The organism is Kribbella sp. CA-293567, from assembly GCF_027627575.1.
Taxonomy (GTDB): Bacteria; Actinomycetota; Actinomycetes; order Propionibacteriales; family Kribbellaceae; genus Kribbella.
This window is the reverse complement of record NZ_CP114065.1, coordinates 6,101,190-6,126,824: the sequence shown is the minus strand read 5'-3', so window position 1 is coordinate 6,126,824 and position 25,635 is coordinate 6,101,190. Positions and strand designations below refer to the sequence as shown.

Sequence of the window (25,635 nt, the reverse complement as noted above, 5' to 3'; positions counted from 1 at the left end):
CTCCTTCTACTTGAACAGGGCATTGACCTGGTCGTTGGCCTTCTTCAGCGCGGTCGCCGAGTCCGACTGGCCGAGTACCGCGGACTGGATGCCGTCCTGCACGAGCTGGGAGATCTCGTTCCCGTGCTCGCTGACCGGCAGGAAGAAGGTGCCGTCGGCCGCCTTCGCCTCGTCGACGAACACCTGGACGTCCTTGCCCTTGGACTTGTGCGCGGCCAGCGCCTTGTCACCGGCGGCGGTGATCGCCGGGAACACGACTCCGCTGCTGCCGAGCAGATTCTGGCAGTCGGCCGAGCCCAGGAACTTGACCCACTTCCACGCCTCCTCCTGGTGCTCGGTGCCGGCGTTGATGGCATCCGACAATCCGTTGATGGCGGTCTTGCGTCCTTCCGGTCCGGTCGGCAACGGCGCGAACGCGAACTTCACCTTGGCCTCGGCGGCGAGGTAGCTGTTGATCATCCAGGAACCCGCGAAGGTGATCGCACCCTTGCCCGCGTTGAGCAGAGCGTCCCGCGAGAGGGTGGAGGCCTTGTCGAGCGGCGGCGCGTAGCCCTTGGCGATCAGGGACTTGAACCAGTCGATGGTCGCCGCGAGCTTGGGGTCGTCGTACTTGTACTGCGTCCCCCACGGGTTCTTGTCGAGATAGCCGAATCCGTTGCTGACGGCAAGGTTACCCCAGCCGTTCTGGCCCTGCGACCCGTCGGCCCACTCCGGCAGGAAGCCGTAGGTCTTGATCTTCGTCTTGTCGAAGGCCGGGTCCAGACCGTTGCGGCCCTGCTGGTCCACGGTCGCCTTGGCGATGAGCTGTTCGAAACTCCCGCCATCATCGGGATTCCAGGTGAGGTCCTTCAACTCGGCGGGCTTGATGCCCTGCGCTGTGAGTTGAGCGGTGTTGTAGACCAGGGCCATGGTGTCCCAGTCCTTCGGCAGACCGTACCGCTTTCCGTCCTTCGCGTAGAGGTCCGCGAGCCCCGCCTGGTACTGCGCGAGATCGACCTGGTCGCGATCCACGAACGGCTGGATGTCGAGAATCTGGTTGCTGGTGACGAACTGCGGATAGTACGACGCCTGGTTCGTCCACACGTCCGGCGCGTCACCAGCGGCCAGTTGAGTGGTCAGGTTCTGCCAGTACTGCGCCCAGGCGGTCTGGGTGATCTTGACGGTGATCCCCGGATTCGCGGTGTGGAACGCGTCGGCGCAGGCCTGGTACGGCGCCTTCTGGTTGTCGTCCCAGAGCCAGTAGTCCAGCGTCACCGCCCCACCGGAGCCGGAGTCGTCGGCCGAGGTACAGCCGGTCAGGGTGGCCAGCGACAAGGCCAGTAACGCCGCGCCGGTTTTCAGGATGCGTGCCATGGTGTCCCTCCAAGGGAGTAGTGGGTGTTACTTGCCGCCCGTGAAGCTCAGTGACTGCACGAGTCGCTTCCCCAGAAAGACGAGCAGCAGCAGAACAGGCAAGACGGACAGAGTGGAAGCAGCCATCAGGCCGGTCCAGTCGGGTTGGGTGTTGGGCGACTGCTGCAGGAAGACGCCGAGGGCAACAGTCACCAGCCGGTGTTCTTCGCCACGGCCGACCAGCAGCGGCCAGAGGAAGTCCTTCCAGGCCCAGACGGTGGTGGTGAGACCGATCGTGATCAGTGGACCGCGGCTCATCGGCATCGCGACCCGCCAGAACATCCCCCAGGGCCCGACGCCGTCCAGGGTCGCTGCTTCCTCGACGTCCCGGGGCAGCGAGAGGAAGAACTGACGCAGGAAGAAGACCGCGAACGGGGTCATCAGGATCGTCGGCGCGACCATGCCGGCCATCGTGTTGATCCAGCCGAGCTGTTTCACCAGGATGAAGTTCGGCAGCAGGGTGAAGATCGGAGGCACCATCAGGGCGGAGACGAGCAGCGTGAAGGTGAGATCGCGACCTGGGAACCTCAGCCGGGCGAAGGCGTAGCCCGCCATCGAGCACAGCAGGGTCTGCACGCCGGCGATCAGTCCGCAGTAGATCACCGAGTTCAGCAGGTACCGGCCGAAGTCCAGGCGTGCGCCGGAGCCGCCCGCGGCCCTGGCCTCCGCCTCGGTGGTCAGGCCGAGCACCCGGGTGAAGTTGATCAGGGTCGGTTGCTGGGGGAGCAGCGAACTGCTGTCGTGGTAGAGATCTGCTGCCGGGGTGATCGCGGTCCGGATCATCCAGTAGAAGGGGAAGATCGTCGCGAGCAGGAAGACGGCCAGAAAGCTCCAGGCCAGGATTCGTCCTGGACTCCAGCGCCGGGTGGGTTTCATCGCGCGCTCTCTCATGCGAGGTCCGAACTGGACGCCCGCAGCAGGCGTAGCTGGACGAAGGTGAACACTCCGAGCACCAGGGCCAGGAAGACGGCGGCCGCGGCGGCGTAGCCCATGTGGAAGTAGCTGAACGCCTGCTGGTAGATGAAGTAGTAGATGACCCGGGTCGCCGAGACCGGCCCGCCCTTGGTGGTGACCGCGACCGTGTCGAAGATCTGGAACGAGCCGATCAGGGTCACGACCAGCACCAGGGCGAGCACCGGTCGCAGCAGTGGCAGGGTGATCTTGGCGAAGATCCGCAGCTCGCCGGCGCCGTCGATCGCCGCGCTCTCGTAGAGATGCTGCGGGATCTGCAGCATCCCGGCGTACAGGAGCAGGGCGGTGTAGCCGGTGTAGGCCCAGGTGTTGATCCCGGCGATCGCGGGCATCGCCCAGGTGGCGTCGGTGAAGAACCCGACCGTGTCGAGCCCGACCGCCCGCAGGAGGTGGTTGACCAGCCCGAGGTTCGTGTCGAGCAGCCACATCCAGAGCAGGCCGATCGTCACGTTCGGCACCAGCCATGGCAGCAGCAGCGTCGCTCGGAGCACCACCGAGCTGGTCAGCCTGTGCATGAGCGCGGCCACCGCGAGGGCCAGCAGAGTCTGCGATCCGACGTTCAGCAGCACGTAGTACGCCGTGACCAGCATCGAGCTCCAGAACTGCCGATCGCTGATCAGGTCGCTGTAGTTCTGCGCGCCGACGAAGGACGGCGTACCGAGCATCGTGTAGTCGGTGAGCGAGTACCAGATGCCGCGAGCCGCCGGGTAGGCGTAGAAGATCGCGAATCCCACCAGCACCGGCGCGACGAACCACCACGCGACCCGCCGGTCGTCCCGTTGTCTGAGCTGGCCCATTGCCGTCCTTCGATCGGTGACGACGAGCTCTTGTCAGCAAGCCCGCCCGGGACTAATGATGTAGTTATTCGGAAGTTTGTCAACACTTCTTCATATTCGCCCCGAGGAGAAGCATGAACCTTCGTCCCCGCGCCCGGCGCCTGCTGGTCGCGCTCGCCGCAGTCACCGCCGCGTTCGGTCTGAGCGTGGCGGGCGTGACGCCGGCCGGCGCCGTACCGGCCGGTCCTCCGCCACGGCCCGCGCCGCCGGCCGCCCCCGATCCGTCCCTGCAGGCGCACACCCTGCAGGCCGCCGACGGCCCGCTGGACAACCCACTGAAGGGATTCGCCCGGTTTTACACGCCAGGCGCGAACCAGAACACCGGCTATCCGCACGCCCTGACGTGGGGCTACTTCGGCCTGTCAGAGGTGATGACGAATGCCGGCAACTGCGGCAGCTACGACTGGACCATCCTCGACAACATGCTGAACGAGACCGCCAGTCAGGGTAACCAGGCCGCGATCCGCTTCTACCTGACGTATCCGGGCGGCACCGGCACGCATCCGGCCAACGCGATTCCGTCCTGCTTCAACGGGCACGTCGGCAACCGCTCCGACACCTACTGGAACGTCACCCACCCCGACTACGACAGCCCGTACCTGCTGAACGCGCTGAAGAACTTCATCGCCGCGTTCGGGGCCCGGTACGACGGCGACCCGCGCCTCGGGTACATCCACCTCGGTCTGGTCGGACTCTGGGGTGAGTGGCACACCTGGCCGTACGACACCGACACCGCCGACGGGCTGCCCAACTACATGCCCACCGACGCGAACGGCGCACAGCTGCTCACCGCCTACGAGAACGCGTTCAACACCACCAAGCTGGAGGTCCGCTATCCCGAGGTGGCCGGCGGTGCCGCCAACAGCAAGGACATCGGTTACCACGACGACTCGTTCTGCTACCGCGAAGGTTCGCCGCTCGCCGGAGTCACGCTGCCCCAGTCGATGGGTGGAGCGTCTTACTCCCAGCTGCAGCGCAATCTCGACACCGGCACGGAGAACAAGTGGATCACCAACTCGATGGGTGGCGAAGTCCGGCCGGAGATCCAGACGACCGCGTTCGACAACTGGCCTGGTGGCTCAGGAGCGGTGGACGACATGAAGGCGTGTATCGAGCTCGAGCACACCACCTGGAAGATCAACGAGCAGTCGGTCAACTACGCGCCGGGCAACGCCAAGGTCGGGGCGGCAGTGCGGGCGATGGGCTACAACCTGACCGTCGACAAGTCGTACTTCCAGAGCACGGCCAGTGGCACGGCCAATCTCGGCGTACAGATCAGCAACACCGGCGTCGCGCCCTTCTACTATCCCTGGAAGATGACGGTCGGTCTGAAGAACGGCGCCGGCACCGTGGTGAAGACCTGGGACACCAACTGGGACCTGCGCACCATCCAGCCGCTGAAGCTCCGGGCCTTCCCGGACTGGAACGTCGGGAGTGATCCCACCTACCGCGACTTCGGCCACCCGCAGTACTTCCAGACGCCGGTGAACCTGACTGGAGTTGCTCAGGGCAACTACCAGTGGGTGCTGAGAGTGAAGAACCCGCTGGAGGCGACGTCGCCCGCCGCGAAGAAGTTGCGGTTCGCGAACGCGAGCCAGAACGCCGACGGCTGGGTCGGCCTGGGTGCCGTCACGGTCGGATCGGGGAGTGCGCCGGCGAGCTACGAAGCCGAGGCCACCGGCAACAGCCTCGCGGGTGGAGCGGTCGTCACTTCGTGCTCCGCGTGCTCGGCCGGCTCCAAGGTCGGTTACGTCGGCAACAACTCCGGAACTCTCTCCATCCAGGGTGTCAACGGCGGAACCGGTGGCGCCAAGTCGATCACGATCCACTACACCTCCGCGCTCGCCAGGACCGCGGTCGTCAACGGCCAGTCGGTCAGCTTCCCGGCGACCGCCGACTGGAACACGGTCGGCACAGTGACCGTGTCCCGCACCCTGCAAGCCGGAACCGCGAACAGCATCTCGTTCACCAACCCTTCGGGCTGGGCTCCTGACATCGACCGAATCACCGTCGGTTAGCTCGCTGGACCTGCCTGCAGGTGTTGTCACTCCACCCCGGCCGATTTGCGTCGGCCGGGGTGGGTGATGGAGTTCATCGCCTTGCGCGGGTTACTGAACGCGCGCGGCGGTAGAGGGCTTGGAATTGCGCGCCACGCGCAACTCGATGCGATGGTAGAGGTCGTCGCGGCCGATCACCTGGTGGAGTTGTTGCCCGGTGTGCTCGGCTGCGGCCCGTACGGCGTCGAGATCGGCGCCAGGCTCGAGAGTGGCGGTGAGTTCGGCGACGAGTTGGCCGCGGTCGAGCACGATCCGTCCGGAGCCGTGACGGACGCCTGCGGTCTGGGCGAGAACCTGTCCGGCTGTGTCGGCGGCGGCGCTCGCGTCGGCGGTGAGCCTGCCAGTGGCGTCGCTGCCCGCAAGACGCAGCTGCCCGGTACCGCGGCGCGGCAGATGCCGGGCGAGCCAGGTGAGGCCGAGGAGAACGAGGAGTACTCCGCCGGCACCGGTGGCCCAGGGCCACCACGCCATGGCCGGTAGATCGCTGAGGCCGTTGATCTCGAGCCGGTCGGTGGCGTCGGGGATGAGGTCGTAGCGCCAGGCCAGTGCGGCGGCGCCGGCGGCAATCAGGACGACGGCGATGACGAGGGCGGCGAGCCGGTCGAAGGTGATGAGTCCGCGGCGCATGTCAGTTCTCCTCGACGGTGACCCGGGCCCGAAGCCGCGGGGCCGGAGTGACGGTGTGGAGGCGTTGGGTGATCGCGGTGGTCAGGTCGTCGTGGATTCGGTTCGCGTCGCCGCCCGCGGTCGAGGTCGCGGTGATTCGCAGTTTGCGGCCTTTGGCCTTCGAACTGGCGGTGATGACCGAGTCGATGGTCGCGGCGGTGTCGCCGGCCAGCCGGGCAGCGTCGCGGCCGCGGATCCAGACACCGTGGTCTCCGACGGCCAGGTGGGTGGTCCTGCGCGGCTTCAACGCGGCGATCAGGATCCAGAGCCCGATCAGTACGGCGGCGATCCCGGCGGGGATCATCCAGTCGACGGGCTTGAGCACTTCGGCCTTGCCGAGCAGCCACTCGATCCATGGCGTGCCGGTGCTGAGGCCGGTGGCGACCAGCGTGTCGCGGATCGCGACGGCGCCGAGTGCGGTGAGGGCGAGGGCGGCGGTGATGCCGACGGTCGCGGCAGCCGGTGCCGCGACGGGCTTCTTGGCCGGCGTGCTGCTCATGCGACCCTCCTCGGGCTCGTCGCGCGGTTGCCGGTGGTGGGGAGCTCGACGGCGGAGATGTCGACGCTGACGCTGTCGACCCCCAGCCCGGTCAAGGTGGTGATCGTGTGGGTCAAGCGGCCGCGGACCTCAGCGGCCAGCTCAGCCAGGGGATAGCCCCATTCGACGGCGATCTCCAGGCCGACCTGGACGCGTTGCCCGGCGAGTTGGGCCTTGGCTCTGGGCAGTCCGCGTCCGAAGGTCGCCGCCTGCCGTAGTACTCCAGCGGCTCGGAGCGCGGTCACCTCGGCGATCCGTTCGATCGCTCGCGGGCTGATCTCCAGGCTGCCCCGGTCACCGGCCCCGTCGTCCGTGGGTACGAGGACCTCGCTCGTGGCGGTCGGCGGGAGGGTGGCGGTGTCAGCCACGGCCGCGGCGCGACATCAGGTCGTCCAGGCCCTTGGTGCCGTCGCTCAGATACCGGCCGGCGGCGAAGCCGACGGCAGCCAGGACGAGGGCGAGCAGGAAGCCGCCGAATCCACCGGCCGCGGCGGCGATGGCGAGCAGCAGGCCGGCGAACAGGCCGATGGTCGAGGTGTTCACGAGTGTCCTCCAGGAAAGGGCGGCCCGGGCTCCGTGCCCGGTGCCGGTACTGCGGATCAGCGGCCGGCTGTGGTCACTGGACGCGGCGCTCGGCGGGCTCGACGTCGGTGTCGGCGGCGGTGTCGTCCTCGCCTTCGAGGTGGATGTCGCTGACGGCGATGTTGACCTCGGTGACCTCGAGACCGGTCATCCGCTCGACCGCGGAGATCACGTTGCGGCGGATCCCGGTGGCCAGGTCGGCGATGCTGACGCCGTACTCGGCGATGATCTGCAGGTCGATCGCGGCCTGGGTCTCGCCGACCTCGACCGTGACGCCCTGGGACAGGTTCGTCTTGGAGCCGGGAATCCGGTCGCGGATCAGGCCGACCGTGCGGGCCGCGGTGCCGCCGAGGTCGTGGACGCCGCCGACCTCACGGGTCGCGATACCGGCGATCTTGGAAACGACCTGGTCGGCGATCGAAGTCTTGCCCTGGGCGTCGTTCAAGTTGCCATCGGCAACGAGAGTCTGGGTGGCCGGGTCGGCGGGCTTGAGCGTGGTACCGGTCGCCGGGGTGCTGGTCTGCGTCATCGGTTCGTCCTTCGTTCGCGGTGCGGAGTGGTCCTGGTCTGTCTTCGGTAGGACAACGGGTCCGGACGGATCCTCACGGTCAGTGGGCAGGTCGGCCGGTGTGTCCGTGGTCACTCCCCGGCGCATCGGCCGCCCCACCGAAGTGAGCTGCGTAGTCACCCGGGTACTGTCAGTGTCAGGGCAGTCTTCAATGATCTTTCGAAACTGCACTCCGAGCCGCGGCAGCGCTGGAAAGGCGCTGCTCGAAGGAGCCAGATCAATGCTCAACACCCGTCTCAGAGACAGTGGCGCCGAGCCCACGATCGGCGCACCGGTAGCAACAGAGCTTGCTGCCGAGACGATCTGCGATCAGCACGGTGCCGCGTTGTTCGCTCTGGCGAGCGTGCTGGTGAGTGATCGCGGTTTCGCCGAGGCCGCAGTGGTCAACGTGATCAGTGCCGGATTTCCGGCGACGTCGATGGCGGTGCCGATGCCCGTCGCGGAGATGCGCCGCCACCTCGCCAAGCGGGTGTATCTGTCGTGCGGCTCCCGGCCGGCGGAGGGCAAGGCTGTCGCTGCGCAGGAGCAGACTGCCTTGGCGCTGACCCACTACGGCCACCTGACGTACCGAGCAGTAGCTGACCTGCTGGGACTGTCGGGCGCAGAGGTCGCCCGGTGCCTGGAGTCGGCGTTGCGCCGCGGCGCCCTCGGCGCGCAGTAGCAGCAACTCCGAACCGATCAGGTAGTTCACGTAGCAATGCTCCCCACCGGTGGGTGGAGAGCATCTGGTGCTAGGTGGTGCCGGCCGGCCGCGCTCGTCCGCGGCCGGCCGTTGCGTTCGTCCGCTCAGTTGAAGATGCCGAGCAGGCCGTGGCTCCAGCCGCCGTGGCCGCTCCAGCGCGAGCTGATCTCGACGTAGAGGCCGACGACGATGTTGAGGCCGCTGTGGTAGTCCATGGTGTCTCCTTGGAGCGTTGGGGGGAGGGGTTCTGCTGACATCTCTACTTCGGAGCGACCGTCGAGCTGGATGGGTCAAGCGCTTGAACTCGCCGGAAAACTTGCAGAAGGCAACGAATGTCGTCGGTTGGTCAGGTGGTGAGGTCCGCGTACGGGGCGAGGTCTTTGAGGAGCGCCGCCTTGGGCTTCGCGCCGACGATGGACTTGACCAGTTCGCCGTTCACGTAGACGTTGATCGTGGGGATGCTGATCACGCCGTACCTGCCGGGGGTGGCGGGGTTCTCGTCGATGTTCAGCTTCAGGAAGGTCAGCTTGTCGCCGTGCTCGGCGGCCAGCGCTTCGAGGATCGGGGTGACCTGCTGACAGGGTCCGCACCATTCGGCCCAGAAGTCGACGACGACGGGCTTGTCGCTCTTCAGTACGGTCGCGTCGAAGTCGGCGTCGGTGATGTCGTTCAGCTTGTCGCTCATGATCAGTTTCCTCAGGTTCGGGTCAGGCCGGAGACGGGCTCGGTGTTCGTTCTCCGGGGTTCAGGGTTGGAAGCAAGCCGGCCCGGGTCGGACCACACGGACCGGCTTGCGGCTTTGGGGCGCCCTGGCAGGGCAGACCGGCTCAGCCGAAGCTGAAGGTGAAGGCGGAGACTCCGGGGCTGTAGGTCAGCGTCATCGTCTTGCGCTCCTGCCCGGGCTTGTCGACCAGTTGGTAGGCGTTCGGCGTACCGGAGACGTTGATGGTCTTGTCGGGTTCGCCGGGGATCGACACCGTGACGGTGCCTTCACCGGACAGGACGTGGAAGACCTTGGCCGCCTGGTAGTTGAGCCGGGTCTGCGAGTCCTTGGTGGAGGTGACGCTCTGGGTGCCGACCGCCCAGTTGCCACCGAGGCTGAAGGTGTCGTTCGGCTGCTCCGGGTTGAGGCCGAAGGCAACGGTCTTGTTCGGGGTGAGCTTGCCGGTGGGTCCGTTGAGGTTGGTCGAGCGGGAGTAGCCCAGGTAGGTCTCGGGCGTGGTGCCCTCGGCGCCGATGGTGTCGGCCTGCACCGTGCCGTCGACCGGTGAGGGAAGCTGGACACCGGGGTTGGCGGCCTTCAGCAGCTCGCGGATCTGGTTCTCGGTCTGGCCGTAGTCGCCCTCGCCGAACTTGATCGACCGAACGGTGCCTTCGGCATCGACCAGGTACTTCGCGGGCCAGTACTGGTTGCGGTACGCCGTCCAGGTGGCGAGGTTGTTGTCCTGCCCGACGGGGTAGGTGATGTCCTCTTTGGTGATCGCCGACTGGACGTTGCCGGCGGACTTCTCGAACGCGAACTCCGGGGAGTGGATGCCGACGATCTGCAGGCCGAGATCCTGGTAGGCCTGGTCCCAGGCCAGCAGGTGCGGGGTCGCGCGCTGGCAGTTGATGCAGGAGTAGGCCCAGAAGTCGACCAGGACGACCTTGCCCTTCAGGCCGGCGAGGGTGGCCGGCTGACCGCCGGGGGTGTTGAACCACTTCTGCGTACCGCGGAACTCGGGTGCCGCGCCGCAGGAGGCGAGTTCGGCCACGCCCGGTGTGCACTTGGCCAGGTCGGCGTTGCCGGAGTTGCCGATCGCGGGGGCGAGGGCGCCTTGCACGGTCTTGGATTCGGCGACCTTCTTCTCCAGGCCGCTGGTGTAGCTGGGCAGCGAGCGCTGGATGACGTCGGTGACGTTGAAGGCCAGGGCGATGGCGAGCAGAATCATGACGATGCCGCCGCCGATCCGGAAGCCCTTCTGGTGGTCGCGGTAGGCCTTGACCCGCTGTGAGATCCGCGATCCGGCCGAGGCGAAGACCAGCAGGGGAAGCGCGGCCCCCATGGCGAAGGTGACGGTCAGTACGACGGTGCGCCAGCCGACGTTGCCGGTCGCGCCGGCCACGGTGATGGCGGCGAGGACCGGACCGGCGCAGGGGACGTAGAGGGTGCCGAGTCCGAGGCCGAGAACGAAGGCGCCGTTGTTGTTGCGGTTGATTTTGGGGAGCCGGTAGAAGGGCTTCTCGATCCAGTGCCCGATGGCGGGAAAGATGAGGCCGATGCCCACCAGCGTGAGGATGGTGAGGCCGCCCCAGCGCAGGAAGCTGTCGGGGAGCCCCAGGGCGGACAGGATGACCGATCCGGCCAGCGTGAAGAGACTGAAGCTGACGATGATGCCGGCGATGATCTTCAGCGGGCGGAAGTCGCGTCGCCGCTTCACAGGCTCGGCGGCGTCGGTCTTGCCGGTGGTTCCGGCGAAGAAGATGATCGGCAGCATGGGCAGGACGCACGGAGAGACTCCGGTGATCAGCCCGCCTACCAATCCGATAAAGGCCAGCGTCAACATGGGGTCACTCCAACTCGAAGAATTTCGACAGGGTCACCATCAGTTCGGTTCACCACCGGTTGCCGGATGGGCGATGGCCGGGGCGGCAAGAAAGTTCGCGGAGGCACCCATCCGGGCCAGGTACGGCGCCGAAGTACCGATGTCAGCTGCGAGCCACACAAAGCGGCTCACCAGCAACTGGTGGCGACGAAGCCGGGTGATTGACGGTCTCGCCGGAATTACCAGTCGCCCCGGCTTCGTTCCCTTCCGTGAAAGAGAGATTTCGTCATGTCGCAGACCATCAAGCGTGTCGTTCTGGCCGCTTCCGCCGTTTCGTTGCTGTTCGCAACCGCTGCCTGTGGTGGCGGCGACGACAGCTCCAGCAGCAGCTCTCCCTCGGCCAGCACTTCCACCTCGACCTCGGCTCCGGCCGAGACCCCGTCGGCGTCGGCCTCGATGGACAACGCCGCCGGTCTGGTCGGCCCGGGCTGCGCCGACTACGCCAAGGCCAACCCGACCGGCGCCGGCTCGGTCGACGGCATGGCCGCCGCCCCGGTCGCCACCGCCGCGTCGGGTAACCCGCTGCTCAAGACCCTGGTCGCCGCGGTCTCGGGCAAGCTGAACCCGAAGGTCGACCTGGTCTCGACGCTCAACGGCGGCGAGTTCACCGTGTTCGCCCCGATCGACTCGGCGTTCGCGAAGATCCCGGCCGCGACCATCAACACCTTGAAGACCGACTCGGCGCTGCTGTCGTCGATCCTGACCTACCACGTCGTCCCCGGCCAGCTCGACCCGGCCGCGGTCGTCGGTAAGCAGACCACCGTGCAGAAGGGCGCCGTCACCGTCACCGGCTCCGGCGACACCTTGATGGTCAACAACGCCAAGGTCATCTGCGGCGGCGTGAAGACCGCCAACGCGACCGTTTACCTGATCGACACCGTGCTGATGCCGCCGGCGGCCTGACGATCCCGTCGACCCGGCATCACCGGGTCGGAGTCACCAGGCCAGGACACCAGATCACGGTGACACCGACCCAGCAGTAGCGGTGGCGCCTCTCCACTCCAGGGAGGCGTCACCGTTCCGGCTCTGCTCCATCCACCAGACGAGGACGCGCCACGGCCCGACCCGCTCCAAGACCGCGACGGCTCCAGGGAAGCGACACCACGTGACCTCAACACCTGACATCCATGCCCTGACCGGTCCCTACGTCCTGGACGCCGTGAACGACCTCGAGCGAGCCGGTTTCGAGCAGCACCTGGCCGGCTGCACTGACTGCGACACCGAGGTGGCCGATCTTCGCGAAGCTGTCACCAAGCTCAGCGTGTATGTCGCTACCCAGCCCCCGGCGGCCCTCAGGTCCAGGGTGATGACCGCGGCCGGACAGGTGCGGCAACTTCCACCCGCCCCTCGCCCCGGCATCGACTCGCCGCGACGAGCCCGGCCGCGTGTCCTGCGGCGCTCAGTGACCCTGGCCGCCGCCTTCCTGGCCATCGCGGCCAGTGGCGGGGTTGCGCTCGATCAGTACCGCGACAACGCAGCCACAACTGCCCTCAGCACCAGAGCAGCCACGATCCTCGCCGAGCCGGACACCCGCACGGTCCACGGCGCTGTCTCCGGCGGTGGCCAGGCGACCGTCGTACTGTCCGTGCGGCAGGACGCCGCGGTTGTGCTGGTCCGCGACCTCAAGCCGCTCGCCAGCCGCATGACCTACCAACTGTGGCTCATCGACGGCGCACAGAACGCCCGCTCGATCGGTCTGACCGACGGCAAGTCCTTGCGTCCCGCTGTGGTGACCGGCGGCGTGACCAGCGGGGTTGCCTTCGGTGTGACCGTTGAACCGCGAGGCGGTTCGTCCCGCCCGACACTGCCTTCCAGAGGCGGACTCCAGCCGGTCCTCCCGCTCGGTACGCCGACTGCCTGATCAAGGCCTGAGGAGCCGGTCCGTCCCCGTGAATTCGCGGAACGGACCGGCTTCTCGGTCTGCGGTGACAACCTCGCGATGCAGAAAACTCGGGCCGAGCGCCCATCCGTTCACCGAGCAGCCCCGAATGCCCCTGCAGATGCCGTTGTGATCCGGATCACAATATGCGACTCGATCGCATCTAGGGCAGTTCTGGCCGCCGGCAGTCGCCGGTGGCCGCAGTACGGAGCAGGAAGGGACAGTCATGAGTGACGCAACACGTCGCGGTTTCCTGGTGTTCGCAGGCGCGGGGACCGCAGCGGCGGTCGGCGCCGTCGCGGCACCGAAGATCTTCGGTGAGCAGTCCGCCGACGCTGCGACCCAGCTCGAGGCCGCCGACCTGGCGAACGCCGAGTCGTTCGTGGTCCACGTCAAGGACGTCCGGAAGGGCGAACTGGCGATCATGGTCGGCGAGCGCGAGGTGCTGATCACCGATCGCGAGCTGGCCGGCCGGCTGGCCGGCCTGAAGACCACCTGACCGCCCGCGGTCCGGGCAGCGCCGCCGACGGTGGCTTGCCAACCATCACCTGAGCTCGACCCCAGCTGGAGGAAATTTCATGTCTTCGCATCGCGAAGCACCGGAGATCTCGAAGGACCCGGTCGCCGACAACACCGACGTGTACGCGTTCGTCAGCCCGGACAAACCGGACACGGTGACGCTGATCGCCAACTTCATCCCGTTCCAGAACCCGTTCGGCGGACCGAACTTCTACGAGTTCGGCGACGACGTGCTCTACCAGATCCACATCTCCAACGGCGGTGACGCCCACGCGGACATCAGCTACCAGTTCCGCTTCCACGCCGAGATCCGGAACAAGAAGACGTTCCTCTACAACACCGGCCCGATCACGTCGATCAAGGACAAGACCTGGAACCGGCCGCAGTACTACTCGGTCACCCGGGTCGAGAACGGCCGGTCCCGGATCCTGGCTCGTGAGCTGGCCGCGCCGCCGGTCAACGTCGGCCCGCGCAGTACGCCGAACTACGCCAAGCTCGCCGGTGAGGCGATCCACACCATCGGCACCAACCGCAAGGTGTTCGCCGGGCAGCGCGCCGACGGGTTCTTCGCCGACCTCGGATCGATCTTCGACCTCGGCACCCTGCGGCCGTTCCAGGCGGCGCACCTGATCCCGTCCGCCGCGGCGATGGGGGTCAACGGTCTGCAGGGCTCGAACGTGCACACGATCGCGCTGCAGGTGCCGATCACCGACCTGACCCGCGACGGCAGGAAGCCGACCGATGTGATGGACGCCAAGTCCGTGATCGGCGTCTACGCCACCGCGAGCCGCCAGCAGTCCAAGATCTTCAACGACCTGCTCGGGATCTCGCTGTGGCACGGTCCGCACAAGCAGGTCTCCCGGCTTGGCAACCCGTTGTTCAACGAGGTCATCGTGCCGATGGCGGAGAAGGACAAGTGGAACAGCCGGCCGCCGTCGGAGGACAAGAAGTACGCGGAGTACGTGACCAAGCCGGAGTTGGCCGGGCTGCTGCCGGTGCTGTATCCGGGGGTGTTCCCGAAGCTGGCGGCGTACAAGAAGCCGCGGGCCGACCTGGCCGCGATCCTGTTGACCGGCATCCCGAAGGGCGTCGTACCGGGGTTCCAGAACTACACCGGTCCGGTGCAGGCCGACATGCTGCGGCTGAACGTCGCGGTACCGCCGGCGAAGACGCCGAACCCGCTCGGTCTGGTGGCGGGCGACGCCGCCGGCTTCCCGAACGGCCGCCGCGTCTTCGACGACGTCGTGACGGTCGAGATCCGGGCCATCGCCGGGCTCACGATCCCGCTGGTGGACAAGACGTTCACCCCCGACGGTGCCGCCTCGGCGGTCCAGGACGGTACGTCGAACACGAACTCCGACTACCTCAAGGTGTTCCCGTACCTCGGGACGCCGGGTGGCGGATACCAGAGCAAGCCGGGCGTACCGGCCGCCTCATGAGCGTGGGGCATGACAAGCCGCTGACCAACGCGGAGGAGAACCCGCATGCGGGGCAGGGCTCGTCGGTCCTGCTCGACATCGGCGACGGGGTCGGCGCGATCGTGATCACGATGCCGGCCGAACTGGACGACGTCGAGATCGAGCGTCGGCCGGTCGGCTGGGCAGCCGTGACGGAGGACCACGAGCACGACGGCGAACAGGGCGCTGAGGCCGGGCACGGCCACGGGCATGGGCATGGGCACGGCCACGGATCCGGGTTTCCGCATGTGGCGGTCGTTCCGCGCTCGGCGGCCGACGGGGAGCTGGTCTACTCGGCGGTCTTCTTCGACGTAGCGGAAGGCAGCTACGAACTGCACGCCCTGCCGGACGGACCGGTGCAGCTGACGGTGGAAGTGGTCAGCGGCCAGGTCACCGAGGCGGACTGGCCGGCTTAGGCCGGCTTCCTGGGCCAGGATCGTCGGGATGGGAGCAAGGCCCACCCCGACGATCCTGGTCACTGGGTCAGCTCAGGCGTTGGCGCGGCTGGTGTTGATCTGGCCGTTCACGCCGGCCGGGAAGAAGCCTCCCTTGGTGGCCTTCTTCGGGGTCAGGTAGACGACGTTGAGAACCTGGTCGGCGCCGCGGCTGAAGGCGATACCGTTCTCGTCGGTCGGGACGATGTTCGTCTTGCCCTTGTACGTCGTGCCCTGGTCGAGGTCGGCCTTGCCGTCGAGGCTGTCGCGGGCGTCGGAGATCGCCACCGAGGGGACCTCCAGGCCGCGCGCGACGAGCGTGGTGCGGATGTTGGCCGCGTGGTACGCCTCGACCGCGAGAATGCCGGCGGCGGCTTCGAGGTAGGTCTTGTTGGTGATCAGCGGGGCGGCGCCCTTGTACGCGGTGACGCCGACGTCCTCGAAGACGTAGGCCGCGAGCAGGAAGTTGTTCTCGTTGGCATAGGCGTCGAACTTCTGGCCGGGCTTGATCAGCTTGGCCGCCAGGGCCGCGGAGGTGAACGCCGCGTCGATGTCGATCGCCGGGCGCGCCACGGCCGCCGTACCGAGGGCCTTGCGGAGGAACTTGACGTGGGCGAGCTCGTCGGCCGCGATCTCCTCGGCGTACGCCTTGACGATCTTGGTCTTGAAGCTGACCTTGCGGCCGCCCTTGACGCCGCCGGGCTTGCCCTTGCCGTGCACCTCGGTGGCGGACAGTCCGTAGCCGCGGACCGCGCGGAGATAGAACTCGGCCTCCAGGTACTCCAGGTTGAGGGCGAAGTTCAGCACCGCCCCGTCGCTCGGCTTGGCGTTGTCGTGGTCCTTGTCCTGACCGAGATCGAGTAGGTCCAGGTCCAGGCCGGAGCCGGTGGTGCCGGCGCTGGCCGGGTTGAGCACGCCGCCGGCGAGCAGGCCGCCGCCGGCCAGTCCGGCGCCGACGGTGGTGACACCGGCGGCCCGGAGGAACTTGCGCCGATCGACACCGTTCTCGGCGCTGCGATCGATCGCGTTGCGGATGAAGAGCTTGTCGAACATCAGTACTCCCGATTCGAGTTCCGCCAGGCCGGCCGACCTGGCGGTGACAGCGAGTCGTCCCAAGAGCGGTTGACGCGACCCAGCCATCGGCGCTGGTTCGGCGCGGGTGTGCCCCCGGATAGGTCGAGACCGCGTGTCGCTTCTCATTGGTTCCGCGAAACCATCTGGTAGCTCGTTCGCTCCGAATGATCCAGGTCCGGATTGTCGAGCGAGAGGCCTGGCGGATGTACGCACCGGCTCCATTGAAGCGCCAGTTGAACCGATCGGGTCTGTTGCTGCTCGGCCCGGCTTTCGTCGCGGCGGTCGCCTACGTCGACCCCGGCAACTTCGCCACCAACATCGCGGCCGGTACGACGTACGGCTATCTGCTGTGCTGGGTGGTGGTCGGCGCCAACCTGATGGCGGTGCTGGTCCAGTACCTCGCGGCCAAGGCGAGTATCGCCACCGGCCGGACACTGCCGCAGCTGTGTCGCGAGCAGTTCAGACGGGCGACCTCGGCCGGTTTGTGGGCGCAGGCGGAGCTGGTGGCGATCGCCACCGATCTGGCCGAGGTGGTCGGCGGAGCGATCGCGCTCAACCTGTTGTTCGGAGTGCCGCTGCTGCTGGGCGGCGCGATCACCGGACTGGTGTCGTTCGCGCTGCTGATCTATCAGTCGAAGCGGGGGCAGCGACCGTTCGAGGCGGCGATCGTGGGCCTGCTGGCCGTGGTGCTGGTCGGCTTCGTGGTCTCCACCGTGCAGTCGCATCCGTCGGGTTCGGCGGTGATCGGCGGCCTGGTACCGCGTCTGGACGGCACCGACTCGCTCGTGCTGGCCGCCGGGATGCTCGGCGCGACGGTGATGCCGCACGCGATCTGGCTGCACGGCGCGCTGGTCACGGACCGCCACGGCAGGACGTTGCGGTCGGCGGCCGGCAGGCTACAAGTGCTCAAGGCAACGAAGCTCGACGTCGGGATCGCGATGGCGCTGGCCGGCGCGGTCAACCTCGCGATGGTCGTGGTCGCCGCCGCCGCGCTGCAGGGCTCGGGTGCCGACACTCTCGATGCGGCGCACCGGGCGTTCGGCGACAACCTGGGCCGGATGCCTGCTCTGCTGTTCGCTTTGGCTCTGCTCGCTTCGGGCTTCGCCTCGTCCTCGGTCGGCACCTACGCCGGATCCGTGATCCTGGAAGGCTTCTGGCAGCGGCACGTCCCGCTCGCCGTCCGCCGCCTCGTCACCTTGCTCCCCGCGCTCGTCATCCTGGCGATCGGCATCGACCCGAGCCGCGCCCTGGTGGTCTCCCAGGTAGTGCTCAGCTTCGGGATTCCGTGCGCGCTCTGGCCGTTGGTCCGCCTGACAGCGTCTCGCAGAGTGATGGGGGAGTTCGTCAACCGCTGGCAGACCACGCTGGTCGCCTGCCTGGTCGCCACCGCGATCACCACGCTGAACGTCGTACTGATCGTCCTCACACTGCGGGGCTGACCGAGATCCGCACTCGAAGCGGGCCGGTCTCCCCCAGGAAGACCGGCCCGCTTCGTCGCTGGATCAGTGGGTGATCGCGGCAACCACCTTGTTCGGGTCGACGAGGAAGGGTGCGACCGCCGTCAGGACGTCGGCCTTGGCGAGGCCCTTCTCGAAGGCTCCCAGGTAGACGCCGCCCTCGGCCTCGAGCCCGAGCAGGTTGCCGACCACCGCGGCGTGCCGGGCCTCGACCCCGAAGATGCCGGCCGCGGCCTGCAGGATCATCTTGTCCTTCACGAAGCCGGCCGCGCCGAGATAGGCGCCGACGCCCTTGTTCTCGAAGATGTGCGCGGTGGTCAGGTAGCTCTTGCGGGTCTCGAACGCGCCGCCGAAGTCGACCGCCGGCGCGCCGATCGGCGTACCGCCGAGCTTCTGGATCGTCGCCGTCAAGGTCGCCACGTGCGAGGCCTCGTCGGCCCCGATCTGCATCAGGTACTGCTTCTCCTTGCCCTTGACCAGGTTCGCGGCGTTGCCCTGGCGGTAGAACTCGGCCTCCAGGTACTCCAGCGCGAGCGCGTAGTTCAGTACCTCGATGTCGTTCTTGAAGTCCTTCGCGCTTGTCAGTGCGAAACCGTTGTTCAGGGCACCGAGGGCGACCCCGGCCGGTACGGCGGAAGCGTTGCCGTGGATCAGATCTGCTGTCGTGTCAGTCATCAGGACTACTCCCTCTACTTCGCGATGAACGGCATGGCGGCCTGCAGGACCGGACCCATCGCCAGATTGGCCTCGATCGGCGCCGGGAACGGGTTCCCGCCGGTGATCTGGGCGATGATCGCGGCGTGCCGCGACTCGACCCCGGCGATCGACGCGGCGGCCCCGAGCAGCTCGGGGCTCTTCACCAGCGGCACCTGACCGTGGTACGCCTTCACGCCGAGCTCCTCGAACACCCCAGCGGTCTTCAGGAACGACGCCCGGCTGCTGAACGTGCCGGCCGGGAACTTCACCTTCGGCGCCGCGACCGGCTTGCCACCGAGCTGCACGATGGTCGACCGGACCACCTTCACGTGGTCGGCCTCGTGCTGCTGGATCGGGTCGACCAGTTCCAGATCGCGGCCCTTCAGCAGCTTCGCCTTCAGCCCCGCGGTGTAGAACGCGGCCTCCAGGTACTCCAGCGTCAGCGCGTAGTTGAGGATGTCCAGATCACTCGCGTTCGCGTCGTTGGCGGCGTAGCCACGATCGGCGGTGCCGAACGCCAGCGGATCACCGGCGCGGGTGGCGACGTACGTGACCCCGACGCCGACCAGGGCCGCGTTGCGCAGGAAGCTGCGCCGGTTGTGCTCGTCAGCGAACTCGAGAACCGGACGGCCCCCGAAAATTGCCTTGATACCCATGACTCTCCTTGAGTTGTCACTCAGACAGCGCGCGCCTCGACGACGATGCGCTGGAAGTGAGCGGTGATGGGATTGCAGGCGAACAAGGTGAGCACCTTGCCGCCGGGATCGATGGGCTGCCGCAGGACGAACTTCACGTACGTCGCCTCCGGCACGATCGTGGTCTTCACGACCTTGTACGTCGTGCTCTTCGCACCGACGGTCACCTTGATCGGGTCGCCCGGCCGAAGCCTGTCCAGGTACAGGAAAGGCTTCCCGTTCGTGCTGCGGTGACCGCTGATCACGCTGTTGCCGGCCACGCCGGGGAGCGGCGTACCGGGCCAGTGCCCGACGCCCTTCACCAGCGCGGCCTCGTCCACTCCGTTGTTCAACTGCTGATCCACACCCAGCTTGGGGATCGCCAGCCGGCCGAGCTGCAACTGTTCACCGGGCTTGGCCTTGATCGCCTCGATCGGTACGCCGGAAGCCGGGTTCCCCTCGCCCGGCGCGAACTGCGACTCGACAGGTTTGCCGTTCCGGATCTGATCGAGCATGCGGTTCACCAACGCGTCGGGCTCGTTCTTCGGGGATTCCTCCGTCGCGGGTGCTTCGCCGGCGGTGGGCGTGGCTGCCGGTGCCGACGGAGTGTTCGCCGTACCGGCTGAGCTTGCTTGTTCACCATCGGGTCCGAACACCACTACGCCGACCGTGACCAGAGCAGCGAATCCGATACTTGCCGCCAGCCACCGATAGGCCGGTTTCCAGGTCTTCATACCGCTGACCATCTCCTCACCGAAGGGGTGCGTCAGCGGGGACTTCGGAGACAACGGAGCAGCGGATAGGTGTCCCGGCAACATCTTTTCCGGTGCCTGACCCATCTTCCGGCCGGCCGGCACCGAATCCCTGGCGACTGTCCATCAAGGAACTGGAGACGTCATGCTCACGCTTCTCGGGATGCCCCAAGGGCCGGAGTGGCTCATCATTCTGGCCATCGTGGTGTTGCTGTTCGGCTCGGCGAAGCTGCCCGGGCTGGTGAAGCAGCTCGGCAGGTCGAAGAAGATCTGGGAAGAGGAAGTCGGTCCGCGGACGAAGGCCGACGCCGAGCTCGACGCGGCCCCGAAGCCGGCGGAGCAGCACGGCTCGCCGACGCCGCGAGTCACATCTCCGCTGGACTAGTCCGGCAGCCGCAGGGGGCAGTGCGGATCGGTGGCCGCGTCGGCGAGATCGTAGGCAACCATCGGGCACTGCCGGCAGTACAGGAGATCGTCGGTGGCGGCTCTGACCAGCTGATGTTCATGCGCTCTGGTCAGGTCGGCGCAGGGGGTGTTCTCGATGTCGATCCGGTCGCTGAAGTGGGTGCCGCAGCTGAAACAGACCGATTCGCCGCCGGAACCGGCGGGACGCCCGGCCGGCCGGATGGTCGCGATGCGATGACCGTTGATCTCGACTGATTCGCCCACTGTCCTCCTCTGCCGACCGCGCACTCCGTCCAGGTCACCGGCACCCGTGCTTGTGTTTCCGCGGCCGACGTTCCATCAAGATACCCATCGTCTGCCCGACGAGCCTGCAGGCGTCTCGGACTCGAGTCTGGGACCTGCATCGCGACTCCGTACTCGACTGCCGGCATGCGAGCACGCCTCGGCCGCCGACGGATCAAGCAGCGGTCAGTTCACGCCATCACATCTCCGCCCCTTCAGAGTTGAGGCCTCACGGCGCTTCTTCTGCGGCGGGACGTAGATCGGTCTGCGGGATCCACGCGACGGCGCCGTCGCGGTTGCGGACCCGGCCGTGCCACTGACCGCCGTCGCGGACCCAGGCGTCGAGTTCTCCCGGTTCCCAGACGATGAGGTGCTCGACGGGCTGGGCGGGGTCGACGGTGCGGATGTCGTCGGCCGGACGCGGTCCGTGAGCGTTGAACTGCAGGTCGAGGTCGGTCTTCATCTGCTCGGCCCCGGCCCGGTCGAGGTTGGTCACGCGCCACCCGTTGACGGCGCCGTCCCACACCCCGAAGGTGCCGGATCCGTCGTCTGACAAGCGCACTGTGAACCGTCCGAGCATGGATCCACGGTAGCTCATCTTCGAACACATGTTCTAGTCTCGGGGTAACGGGAGGAACCTCGATGGGCTACAACAATCCGCCGGTGAAGTGGTCGGAGCTCGAGCGGCGGCTGTCGAACCGGTCGCGGCCGGGGAGTGACGGCGGTCGTCCCGCGGCTGGGGACGGCGGCGATTCGCCGGCGTGGAGTCAGCATCGGGGGCCGTACGTCGCCGCCGACCAGGGGGAGTCGCCGGTTGCTCGTGCGGCCAGGCTTCGTGCGGCCGCGGTGCCGTACGCGGAGCTGCATGTGCACTCCACGTTCTCGTTCCTGGACGGTGCGTCGCAGCCGGAGAAGCTGGTGGAGACCGCGGCCGAGCTGGGTTTGCACGGTCTGGCGTTGACCGATCACGACGGGTTGTACGCCGCGTCGCGGTTCGCTGAGGCGGCGACGGCGCATGGGGTTCCGACGGTGTTCGGGGCGGAGTTGTCGCTGGGGTTGCCGGGGCCGCAGAACGGGGTCGCGGATCCGGAAGGCAGTCATCTGCTGGTGCTGGCCGAGGGGCAGGAGGGGTATCACCGGCTGGCCGGTGCGATCACCGAAGGGCAACTCGCGGGTGGGGAGAAGGGCCGGCCCGTGTACGGCCTGGAGGAACTGTCCGCGCGCGGCCGTGATCACTGGGTCGTGCTGACCGGCTGCCGCAAAGGCGTCGTACGGCAGTCCCTGGAGGCTGGGGGAGCTGCAACCGGTCGCGCCGCTGCCGATCGTGAGCTGGACCGGTTGGTGGCGTTGTTCGGTGCCGACCGGGTGGTGGTCGAGTTGACCGATCATCAGTTGCCGACCGACTCGACCCGCAACCGGATCCTGGCGGACCTGGCAGCCAAGCGGGGGTTGGCGGTGGTGGCGACGAACAACGTGCACTACGCGAACCCGCGCGACCATCAGCTTGCCGCCGCGGTCGCCGCGGTACGGGCCCGGCGTGATCTGGATGCGATGGACGGGTGGTTGCCGCCGGCCGGGATGGCGTTTCTGCGGTCCGGTGCGGAGATGCGGCAACAGTTCCACCGGTTCCCCGGCGCCGTGGAGTACTCGGCGCGACTGGCCGAGCAACTCGGGTTCGATCTGCGCCGCGCCAAGCCGAAGCTCCCGCTGCGCGACGTGCCGGAGGGGCAGTCGCCGATGAGCTGGTTGCGGCATCTCACCTACACCGGCGCGAAGACTCGCTACGGCAGCCGCGAGCAGCGCCCGGATGCGTATCGGCGGTTGGATCGGGAGTTGGCGGTGATCGAGGAGCGCGGCTTCCCGGGGTACTTCCTGATCGTGTTCGACATCTGCCGGTTCGCCCGGACCAAGCAGATTCTCTACCAGGGCAGGGGATCGGCGGCCAACTCGGCGGTGTGTTACGCGTTGGAGATCACGGCGGTGGACAGCATCCTGTACGGGTTGCCGTTCGAGCGGTTCCTGGCCGCGACCCGGACCGAGGAGCCCGATATCGATGTGGACTTCGACTCCGACCGGCGCGAGGAAGTGATCCAGTTCGTCTACGGCAAGTACGGGCGCCGCAACGCCGCCCAGGTCGCCAACGTGATCTCGTACCGGCCGAAGTCCGCGATCCGCGACGCGGCCAAAGCCCTCGGCTACTCGACCGGCCAGCAGGACGCCTGGTCGAAGAACGTCGACGGCTGGTCACCGGAGATCGAGGCCGGCGGGGGAGACGGTGACATTCCGCCGAGAGTCGTTGCGCTGGCGACCCAGTTGCTGAAGTTCCCGCGGCACTTGGGGATTCACTCGGGTGGGATGGTGCTGACCGAGCGGCCGGTGGGTGAGGTGGTGCCGATCGAGCATGCCCGCAAGGAGAACCGGACGGTGTTGCAGTGGGACAAGGACGACTGTGCCTGGATGGGGCTGGTCAAGTTCGACCTCCTGGGTCTCGGGATGCTCGCCGCTCTCCAGTACTGCATCGACCTCGTCCGTGAGCACACCGGTGAGGCGTGGTCGCTGCACACGATCCCGAAAGAGGAGGCCGGCGTCTACGACCAGCTGTGCCGGGCGGATTCGGTGGGCGTGTTCCAGGTCGAGTCGCGGGCTCAGATGGCCACCCTGCCGCGGTTGTTGCCGCGCCGGTTCTACGACCTGGTCTGCGAGATCGCGCTGATCCGGCCCGGCCCGATCCAGGGCGGCGCGGTTCACCCCTACATCCGGCGCCGTACCGGCGAAGAGCCCATCACCTACTTGCACCCCAAACTCCGACCCGTCCTGGAACGCACGCTGGGCGTTCCGTTGTTCCAGGAGCAGTTGATGCAGATGGCGATGGCCGTCGGCGGGATCGACGGCGACGAGGCCGATCTGCTGCGCCGCGCGATGGGCTCCAAGCGCGGCGTCGAGAAGATCAGTTCGCTGAAGACGAAGCTGTTCGACGGGATGGCGGCCAACGGGATCACCGGTGATCTGGCGCAGGAGATCTACGACAAGATCGAGGCCTTCGCGAACTTCGGGTTCGCCGAGTCCCACTCGATCAGCTTCGGCCTGCTCGTCTACACCTCCACCTGGTTCCGTCTCCACTACCCGGCAGCCTTCCTCGCCGCGCTGCTGCGGGCGCAGCCGATGGGGTTCTACTCCCCCCAATCCCTGGTCGCCGACGCCCGCCGGCACGGTGTCGAAACCCGGCGCCCGGACCTCGATCGTTCCGGCGTCAACGCCGACCTCGAACCCCTCGTCGACGGCCAGGAACTCACCGGCCCGACCGGCGACCCGGCCTGCCTGGTCGACCCCCAACCCGTTGTCGGACCGTTCGATCCCAAGGCGCCGTTCACCACCGCCACGCACCGCCGCGACGGCGCCTACGCCGTCCGGCTCGGTCTGACCGATGTGCGGTCCATCGGGAAAAAGGACGCCGAGAAGATCATTGCCGAACGCGACGCCGGCGGTCCCTATGCGTCAATGGCCGACCTCGTACGGCGTACCGGGATCACTGCCAAACAAGTCGATGCCCTGGCCGCCGCGGGAGCGTTCGACTGCTTCGGTCTCGACCGGCGGCAAGCGATCTGGCAGGCCGGCGCTGCCGCCGAAGAACGCCCCGGCCGGCTGCCCGGCATCACCGCTGTCGGCGCGCCGCCGATGCTGCCCGGGATGAGCGAGATCGAGACTGACATGGCCGACCTGTGGTCCACCAACATCACCACCACCGGCCACCCCGTCCAGCGCATCCGCGGCTGGCTCCGCGACCAGGGCATCCTGTCCGCCGCCGAGCTCAGGAAAGCCGACGACGGCTCCCGGGTGCGGGTGGCCGGCGTCATCACCCACCGGCAACGCCCAGCCACCGCCTCCGGCGTCACCTTCATCAACCTCGAAGACGAGACCGGTATGTCCAACATCGTCGTCTCCGTCGGCGCCTGGACCGCCAACGCCAAAACCGCCCGGACAGCAGCCGCCGTCATCGTCACCGGCCGCGTCCAGCGCACCGGCCAGGTCGTCAACCTCAACGCCGAAAGACTCCATCCCCTCCCGCTCGCAGCCAAGACCAAGTCCCGCGACTTCCGCTAGCGGCAAGCCGGTGCCGTCGGCAACTACTGGGGTAGTCCGCCGCGCACATCCGTCACCGGCAGCTCATCGGTAGCTCAGCGGGTCAGAGTGCGAGTGTGGCTCCGCAGGTCGCCGTACGGTGGCCAGTTCGACGGCGCCAGCGACAGACCGAGCTCCCGCAGCTTGTCCTGTACCGCGACCTCGGTCTTCTCGAGCTTCAGCCCGATCAGCCGAGTCGGGGTGTTCTTGTCGACCAACCCACGAAGCTCCTGGACGTCGCTGTCGCTCCACGGTTCGCCGGTGTGGCCGCTCGACTCAACCTCGCTCATGACGCCGCTCCAATCGGTCGCTGGGGTGATGACCTTCGACCCCCAGTACCCCGGTTGACGAGTCATGGTCACTCCCGTGCGGAGAGGTCTGAAGGGCTAGCAGGTCTCGCGGGGTCGGGAGCTCGCCGGGACGAGGATGTGGCACCGTCCTGCCGAACCGATGCCGGCCACGCGGTCCAGCAGCAGTCCCACGGCCGCGTCGGCCAGCATCTCCCGCTGGGTGGGTGGCGCGACCGGCAGCAGTGTGTGGTCGAGCGAGACTCGGTCGAAAGCGAGCTCGGAACAGCCGTCCCCCAGCAGGACCACCGGTCTGCGCGGGTTTCCGGTGCCGGTGGATGCCGTCGGCCACCACAGGATTCCGTCGACCAGTCGGTCACGGAGACCGTCGAGGACGTGATCCTCCGCAGCGGTGTCGCCTTCGGTCTGCTCGATCAGGACGGCGATGCCGTGGTTCTTCGCGGCTCGGACGACGGCAGCAGCGAGCCCGGCGAACGACAGTTGCGCGAGGTCGGGAATCGCCAGCGCGATCATGCCGCAGCGTCCGTTGCGCAGCGACCGGGCCCTGAGGTCGGGGCGATAGTCGAGCTCGGCGATCGCCGCCTCCACCTTCGCCCGAGTCGCCGGCGTCACCTGCGGAGAGTGGTTGACGACGTTGGAGACGGTCTTCAACGAGACACCGGCCTTCTGGGCGACATCGCGCATCCGCGCCGTCATCGTTC

The 25,635-nt window shown here is 67.5% G+C and carries 28 protein-coding genes; 10 read left to right on the top strand and 18 right to left on the bottom strand.

Annotation, left to right across the window (positions count from 1 at the left end; genetic code table 11):
- Positions 1–6: 6 nt before the first annotated feature.
- The 3 genes from OX958_RS28400 to OX958_RS28390 are packed head-to-tail and all read right to left on the bottom strand — an operon-like array spanning position 7 to position 3,161.
- A complete protein-coding gene (locus OX958_RS28400) occupies positions 7–1,353 on the bottom strand; it encodes an ABC transporter substrate-binding protein (protein WP_270132912.1) in 1,347 nt (448 codons plus the stop codon).
- Between the two features lie 27 nt (positions 1,354–1,380).
- Positions 1,381–2,268: a carbohydrate ABC transporter permease gene (locus OX958_RS28395; protein WP_270132911.1), complete on the bottom strand. Its 888-nt coding sequence runs from the start codon at positions 2,266–2,268 to the stop codon at positions 1,381–1,383.
- Between the two features lie 11 nt (positions 2,269–2,279).
- Positions 2,280–3,161 carry a carbohydrate ABC transporter permease gene (locus tag OX958_RS28390; RefSeq protein ID WP_270132909.1) on the bottom strand — a complete coding sequence of 294 codons (882 nt, stop codon included), beginning with the start codon at positions 3,159–3,161 and terminating at the stop codon, positions 2,280–2,282.
- A 113-nt stretch (positions 3,162–3,274) separates the two neighbouring features.
- On the opposite strand from OX958_RS28390, the gene OX958_RS28385 reads away from it, so the two are divergent.
- Entirely contained in the window at positions 3,275–5,218 is a 1,944-nt protein-coding gene (locus tag OX958_RS28385) for a DUF4832 domain-containing protein (RefSeq protein ID WP_270132908.1), read from the top strand.
- A 90-nt stretch (positions 5,219–5,308) separates the two neighbouring features.
- On the opposite strand, the gene OX958_RS28380 is transcribed toward OX958_RS28385, so the two are convergent.
- From OX958_RS28380 to OX958_RS28360, 5 genes are all read right to left on the bottom strand, one after another.
- Positions 5,309–5,884, bottom strand: a complete 576-nt coding sequence (locus tag OX958_RS28380; RefSeq protein ID WP_270132907.1) for a hypothetical protein — start codon at positions 5,882–5,884, stop codon at positions 5,309–5,311.
- A gap of 1 nt (position 5,885) precedes the next feature.
- Positions 5,886–6,422, bottom strand: a complete 537-nt coding sequence (locus tag OX958_RS28375; protein WP_270132905.1) for a DUF6286 domain-containing protein — start codon at positions 6,420–6,422, stop codon at positions 5,886–5,888.
- Positions 6,419–6,829 (bottom strand): Asp23/Gls24 family envelope stress response protein, encoded by a 411-nt coding sequence (locus OX958_RS28370; RefSeq protein ID WP_270132903.1) that lies wholly within the window; start codon positions 6,827–6,829, stop codon positions 6,419–6,421. The genes OX958_RS28375 and OX958_RS28370 overlap by 4 nt, the downstream gene beginning before the upstream one ends.
- The gene (locus OX958_RS28365) at positions 6,822–7,004 is read right to left on the bottom strand and encodes a hypothetical protein (RefSeq protein ID WP_270132901.1); all 183 of its coding nucleotides are present in this window, start codon (positions 7,002–7,004) and stop codon (positions 6,822–6,824) included. Before OX958_RS28365 ends, OX958_RS28370 begins: the two co-directional genes overlap by 8 nt.
- A 73-nt stretch (positions 7,005–7,077) precedes the next feature.
- Positions 7,078–7,572 (bottom strand): Asp23/Gls24 family envelope stress response protein, encoded by a 495-nt coding sequence (locus tag OX958_RS28360; RefSeq protein WP_270132900.1) that lies wholly within the window; start codon positions 7,570–7,572, stop codon positions 7,078–7,080.
- Positions 7,573–7,831: 259 nt separating this feature from the next.
- On the opposite strand from OX958_RS28360, the gene OX958_RS28355 reads away from it, so the two are divergent.
- A complete protein-coding gene (locus tag OX958_RS28355) occupies positions 7,832–8,272 on the top strand; it encodes a hypothetical protein (protein WP_270132899.1) in 441 nt (146 codons plus the stop codon).
- Between the two features lie 367 nt (positions 8,273–8,639).
- On the opposite strand, the gene trxA is transcribed toward OX958_RS28355, so the two are convergent.
- Both trxA and OX958_RS28345 read right to left on the bottom strand, forming a co-directional pair.
- Positions 8,640–8,978: a thioredoxin gene (gene trxA / locus OX958_RS28350; protein WP_270132898.1), complete on the bottom strand. Its 339-nt coding sequence runs from the start codon at positions 8,976–8,978 to the stop codon at positions 8,640–8,642.
- 142 nt (positions 8,979–9,120) lie between these two features.
- Entirely contained in the window at positions 9,121–10,839 is a 1,719-nt protein-coding gene (locus OX958_RS28345; protein WP_270132896.1) for a cytochrome c biogenesis protein CcdA, read from the bottom strand.
- 267 nt (positions 10,840–11,106) lie between these two features.
- Here OX958_RS28345 and OX958_RS28340 point away from each other — a divergent pair, with 267 nt between their 5' ends.
- The 5 genes from OX958_RS28340 to OX958_RS28320 all read left to right on the top strand — a co-directional run bounded on the left by OX958_RS28340 (position 11,107) and on the right by OX958_RS28320 (position 15,149).
- A complete protein-coding gene (locus OX958_RS28340; protein ID WP_270132895.1) occupies positions 11,107–11,781 on the top strand; it encodes a fasciclin domain-containing protein in 675 nt (224 codons plus the stop codon).
- Between the two features lie 202 nt (positions 11,782–11,983).
- Complete coding sequence (locus OX958_RS28335; RefSeq protein WP_270132893.1) at positions 11,984–12,739, top strand: anti-sigma factor; 756 nt, start codon at positions 11,984–11,986, stop codon at positions 12,737–12,739.
- 244 nt (positions 12,740–12,983) lie between these two features.
- Positions 12,984–13,256 (top strand): twin-arginine translocation signal domain-containing protein, encoded by a 273-nt coding sequence (locus OX958_RS28330; protein ID WP_270132892.1) that lies wholly within the window; start codon positions 12,984–12,986, stop codon positions 13,254–13,256.
- A gap of 79 nt (positions 13,257–13,335) precedes the next feature.
- On the top strand, positions 13,336–14,715 hold the full coding sequence (locus OX958_RS28325; RefSeq protein ID WP_270132891.1) for a DUF4331 domain-containing protein: 1,380 nt from the start codon (positions 13,336–13,338) through the stop codon (positions 14,713–14,715).
- Positions 14,712–15,149 carry a hypothetical protein gene (locus OX958_RS28320; protein ID WP_270132889.1) on the top strand — a complete coding sequence of 146 codons (438 nt, stop codon included), beginning with the start codon at positions 14,712–14,714 and terminating at the stop codon, positions 15,147–15,149. Before OX958_RS28325 ends, OX958_RS28320 begins: the two co-directional genes overlap by 4 nt.
- A gap of 72 nt (positions 15,150–15,221) precedes the next feature.
- On the opposite strand, the gene OX958_RS28315 is transcribed toward OX958_RS28320, so the two are convergent.
- Positions 15,222–16,220: a ferritin-like domain-containing protein gene (locus OX958_RS28315; RefSeq protein ID WP_270132888.1), complete on the bottom strand. Its 999-nt coding sequence runs from the start codon at positions 16,218–16,220 to the stop codon at positions 15,222–15,224.
- Positions 16,221–16,444: 224 nt separating this feature from the next.
- Here OX958_RS28315 and OX958_RS28310 point away from each other — a divergent pair, with 224 nt between their 5' ends.
- Entirely contained in the window at positions 16,445–17,680 is a 1,236-nt protein-coding gene (locus tag OX958_RS28310) for an Nramp family divalent metal transporter (protein ID WP_270132885.1), read from the top strand.
- 63 nt (positions 17,681–17,743) lie between these two features.
- Here OX958_RS28310 and OX958_RS28305 read toward each other — a convergent pair whose 3' ends face one another.
- The 3 genes from OX958_RS28305 to OX958_RS28295 are packed head-to-tail and all read right to left on the bottom strand — an operon-like array spanning position 17,744 to position 19,802.
- On the bottom strand, positions 17,744–18,373 hold the full coding sequence (locus OX958_RS28305; RefSeq protein WP_270132883.1) for a ferritin-like domain-containing protein: 630 nt from the start codon (positions 18,371–18,373) through the stop codon (positions 17,744–17,746).
- A gap of 14 nt (positions 18,374–18,387) precedes the next feature.
- Complete coding sequence (locus OX958_RS28300; RefSeq protein ID WP_270132882.1) at positions 18,388–19,050, bottom strand: ferritin-like domain-containing protein; 663 nt, start codon at positions 19,048–19,050, stop codon at positions 18,388–18,390.
- A 20-nt stretch (positions 19,051–19,070) separates the two neighbouring features.
- Positions 19,071–19,802, bottom strand: a complete 732-nt coding sequence (locus OX958_RS28295; protein ID WP_270132880.1) for a class E sortase — start codon at positions 19,800–19,802, stop codon at positions 19,071–19,073.
- Positions 19,803–19,965: 163 nt separating this feature from the next.
- On the opposite strand from OX958_RS28295, the gene OX958_RS28290 reads away from it, so the two are divergent.
- Positions 19,966–20,205, top strand: coding sequence for a twin-arginine translocase TatA/TatE family subunit (locus tag OX958_RS28290; protein WP_270132877.1), 240 nt, complete (start codon positions 19,966–19,968; stop codon positions 20,203–20,205).
- Here the strand turns inward: OX958_RS28290 and OX958_RS28285 are convergent.
- Positions 20,202–20,489, bottom strand: a complete 288-nt coding sequence (locus OX958_RS28285; RefSeq protein WP_270132875.1) for a hypothetical protein — start codon at positions 20,487–20,489, stop codon at positions 20,202–20,204. The two genes, OX958_RS28290 and OX958_RS28285, sit on opposite strands and share 4 nt — an antisense overlap.
- A 247-nt stretch (positions 20,490–20,736) precedes the next feature.
- On the bottom strand, positions 20,737–21,087 hold the full coding sequence (locus tag OX958_RS28280) for a hypothetical protein (RefSeq protein ID WP_270132873.1): 351 nt from the start codon (positions 21,085–21,087) through the stop codon (positions 20,737–20,739).
- A gap of 62 nt (positions 21,088–21,149) precedes the next feature.
- Here OX958_RS28280 and OX958_RS28275 point away from each other — a divergent pair, with 62 nt between their 5' ends.
- Positions 21,150–24,608 (top strand): error-prone DNA polymerase, encoded by a 3,459-nt coding sequence (locus OX958_RS28275; RefSeq protein ID WP_270132872.1) that lies wholly within the window; start codon positions 21,150–21,152, stop codon positions 24,606–24,608.
- A gap of 74 nt (positions 24,609–24,682) precedes the next feature.
- Here OX958_RS28275 and OX958_RS28270 read toward each other — a convergent pair whose 3' ends face one another.
- Entirely contained in the window at positions 24,683–24,916 is a 234-nt protein-coding gene (locus OX958_RS28270) for a hypothetical protein (RefSeq protein ID WP_270132871.1), read from the bottom strand.
- Between the two features lie 96 nt (positions 24,917–25,012).
- Positions 25,013–25,630: a LacI family DNA-binding transcriptional regulator gene (locus OX958_RS28265; RefSeq protein WP_270132869.1), complete on the bottom strand. Its 618-nt coding sequence runs from the start codon at positions 25,628–25,630 to the stop codon at positions 25,013–25,015.
- Between the last annotated feature and the right edge of the window lie 5 nt (positions 25,631–25,635).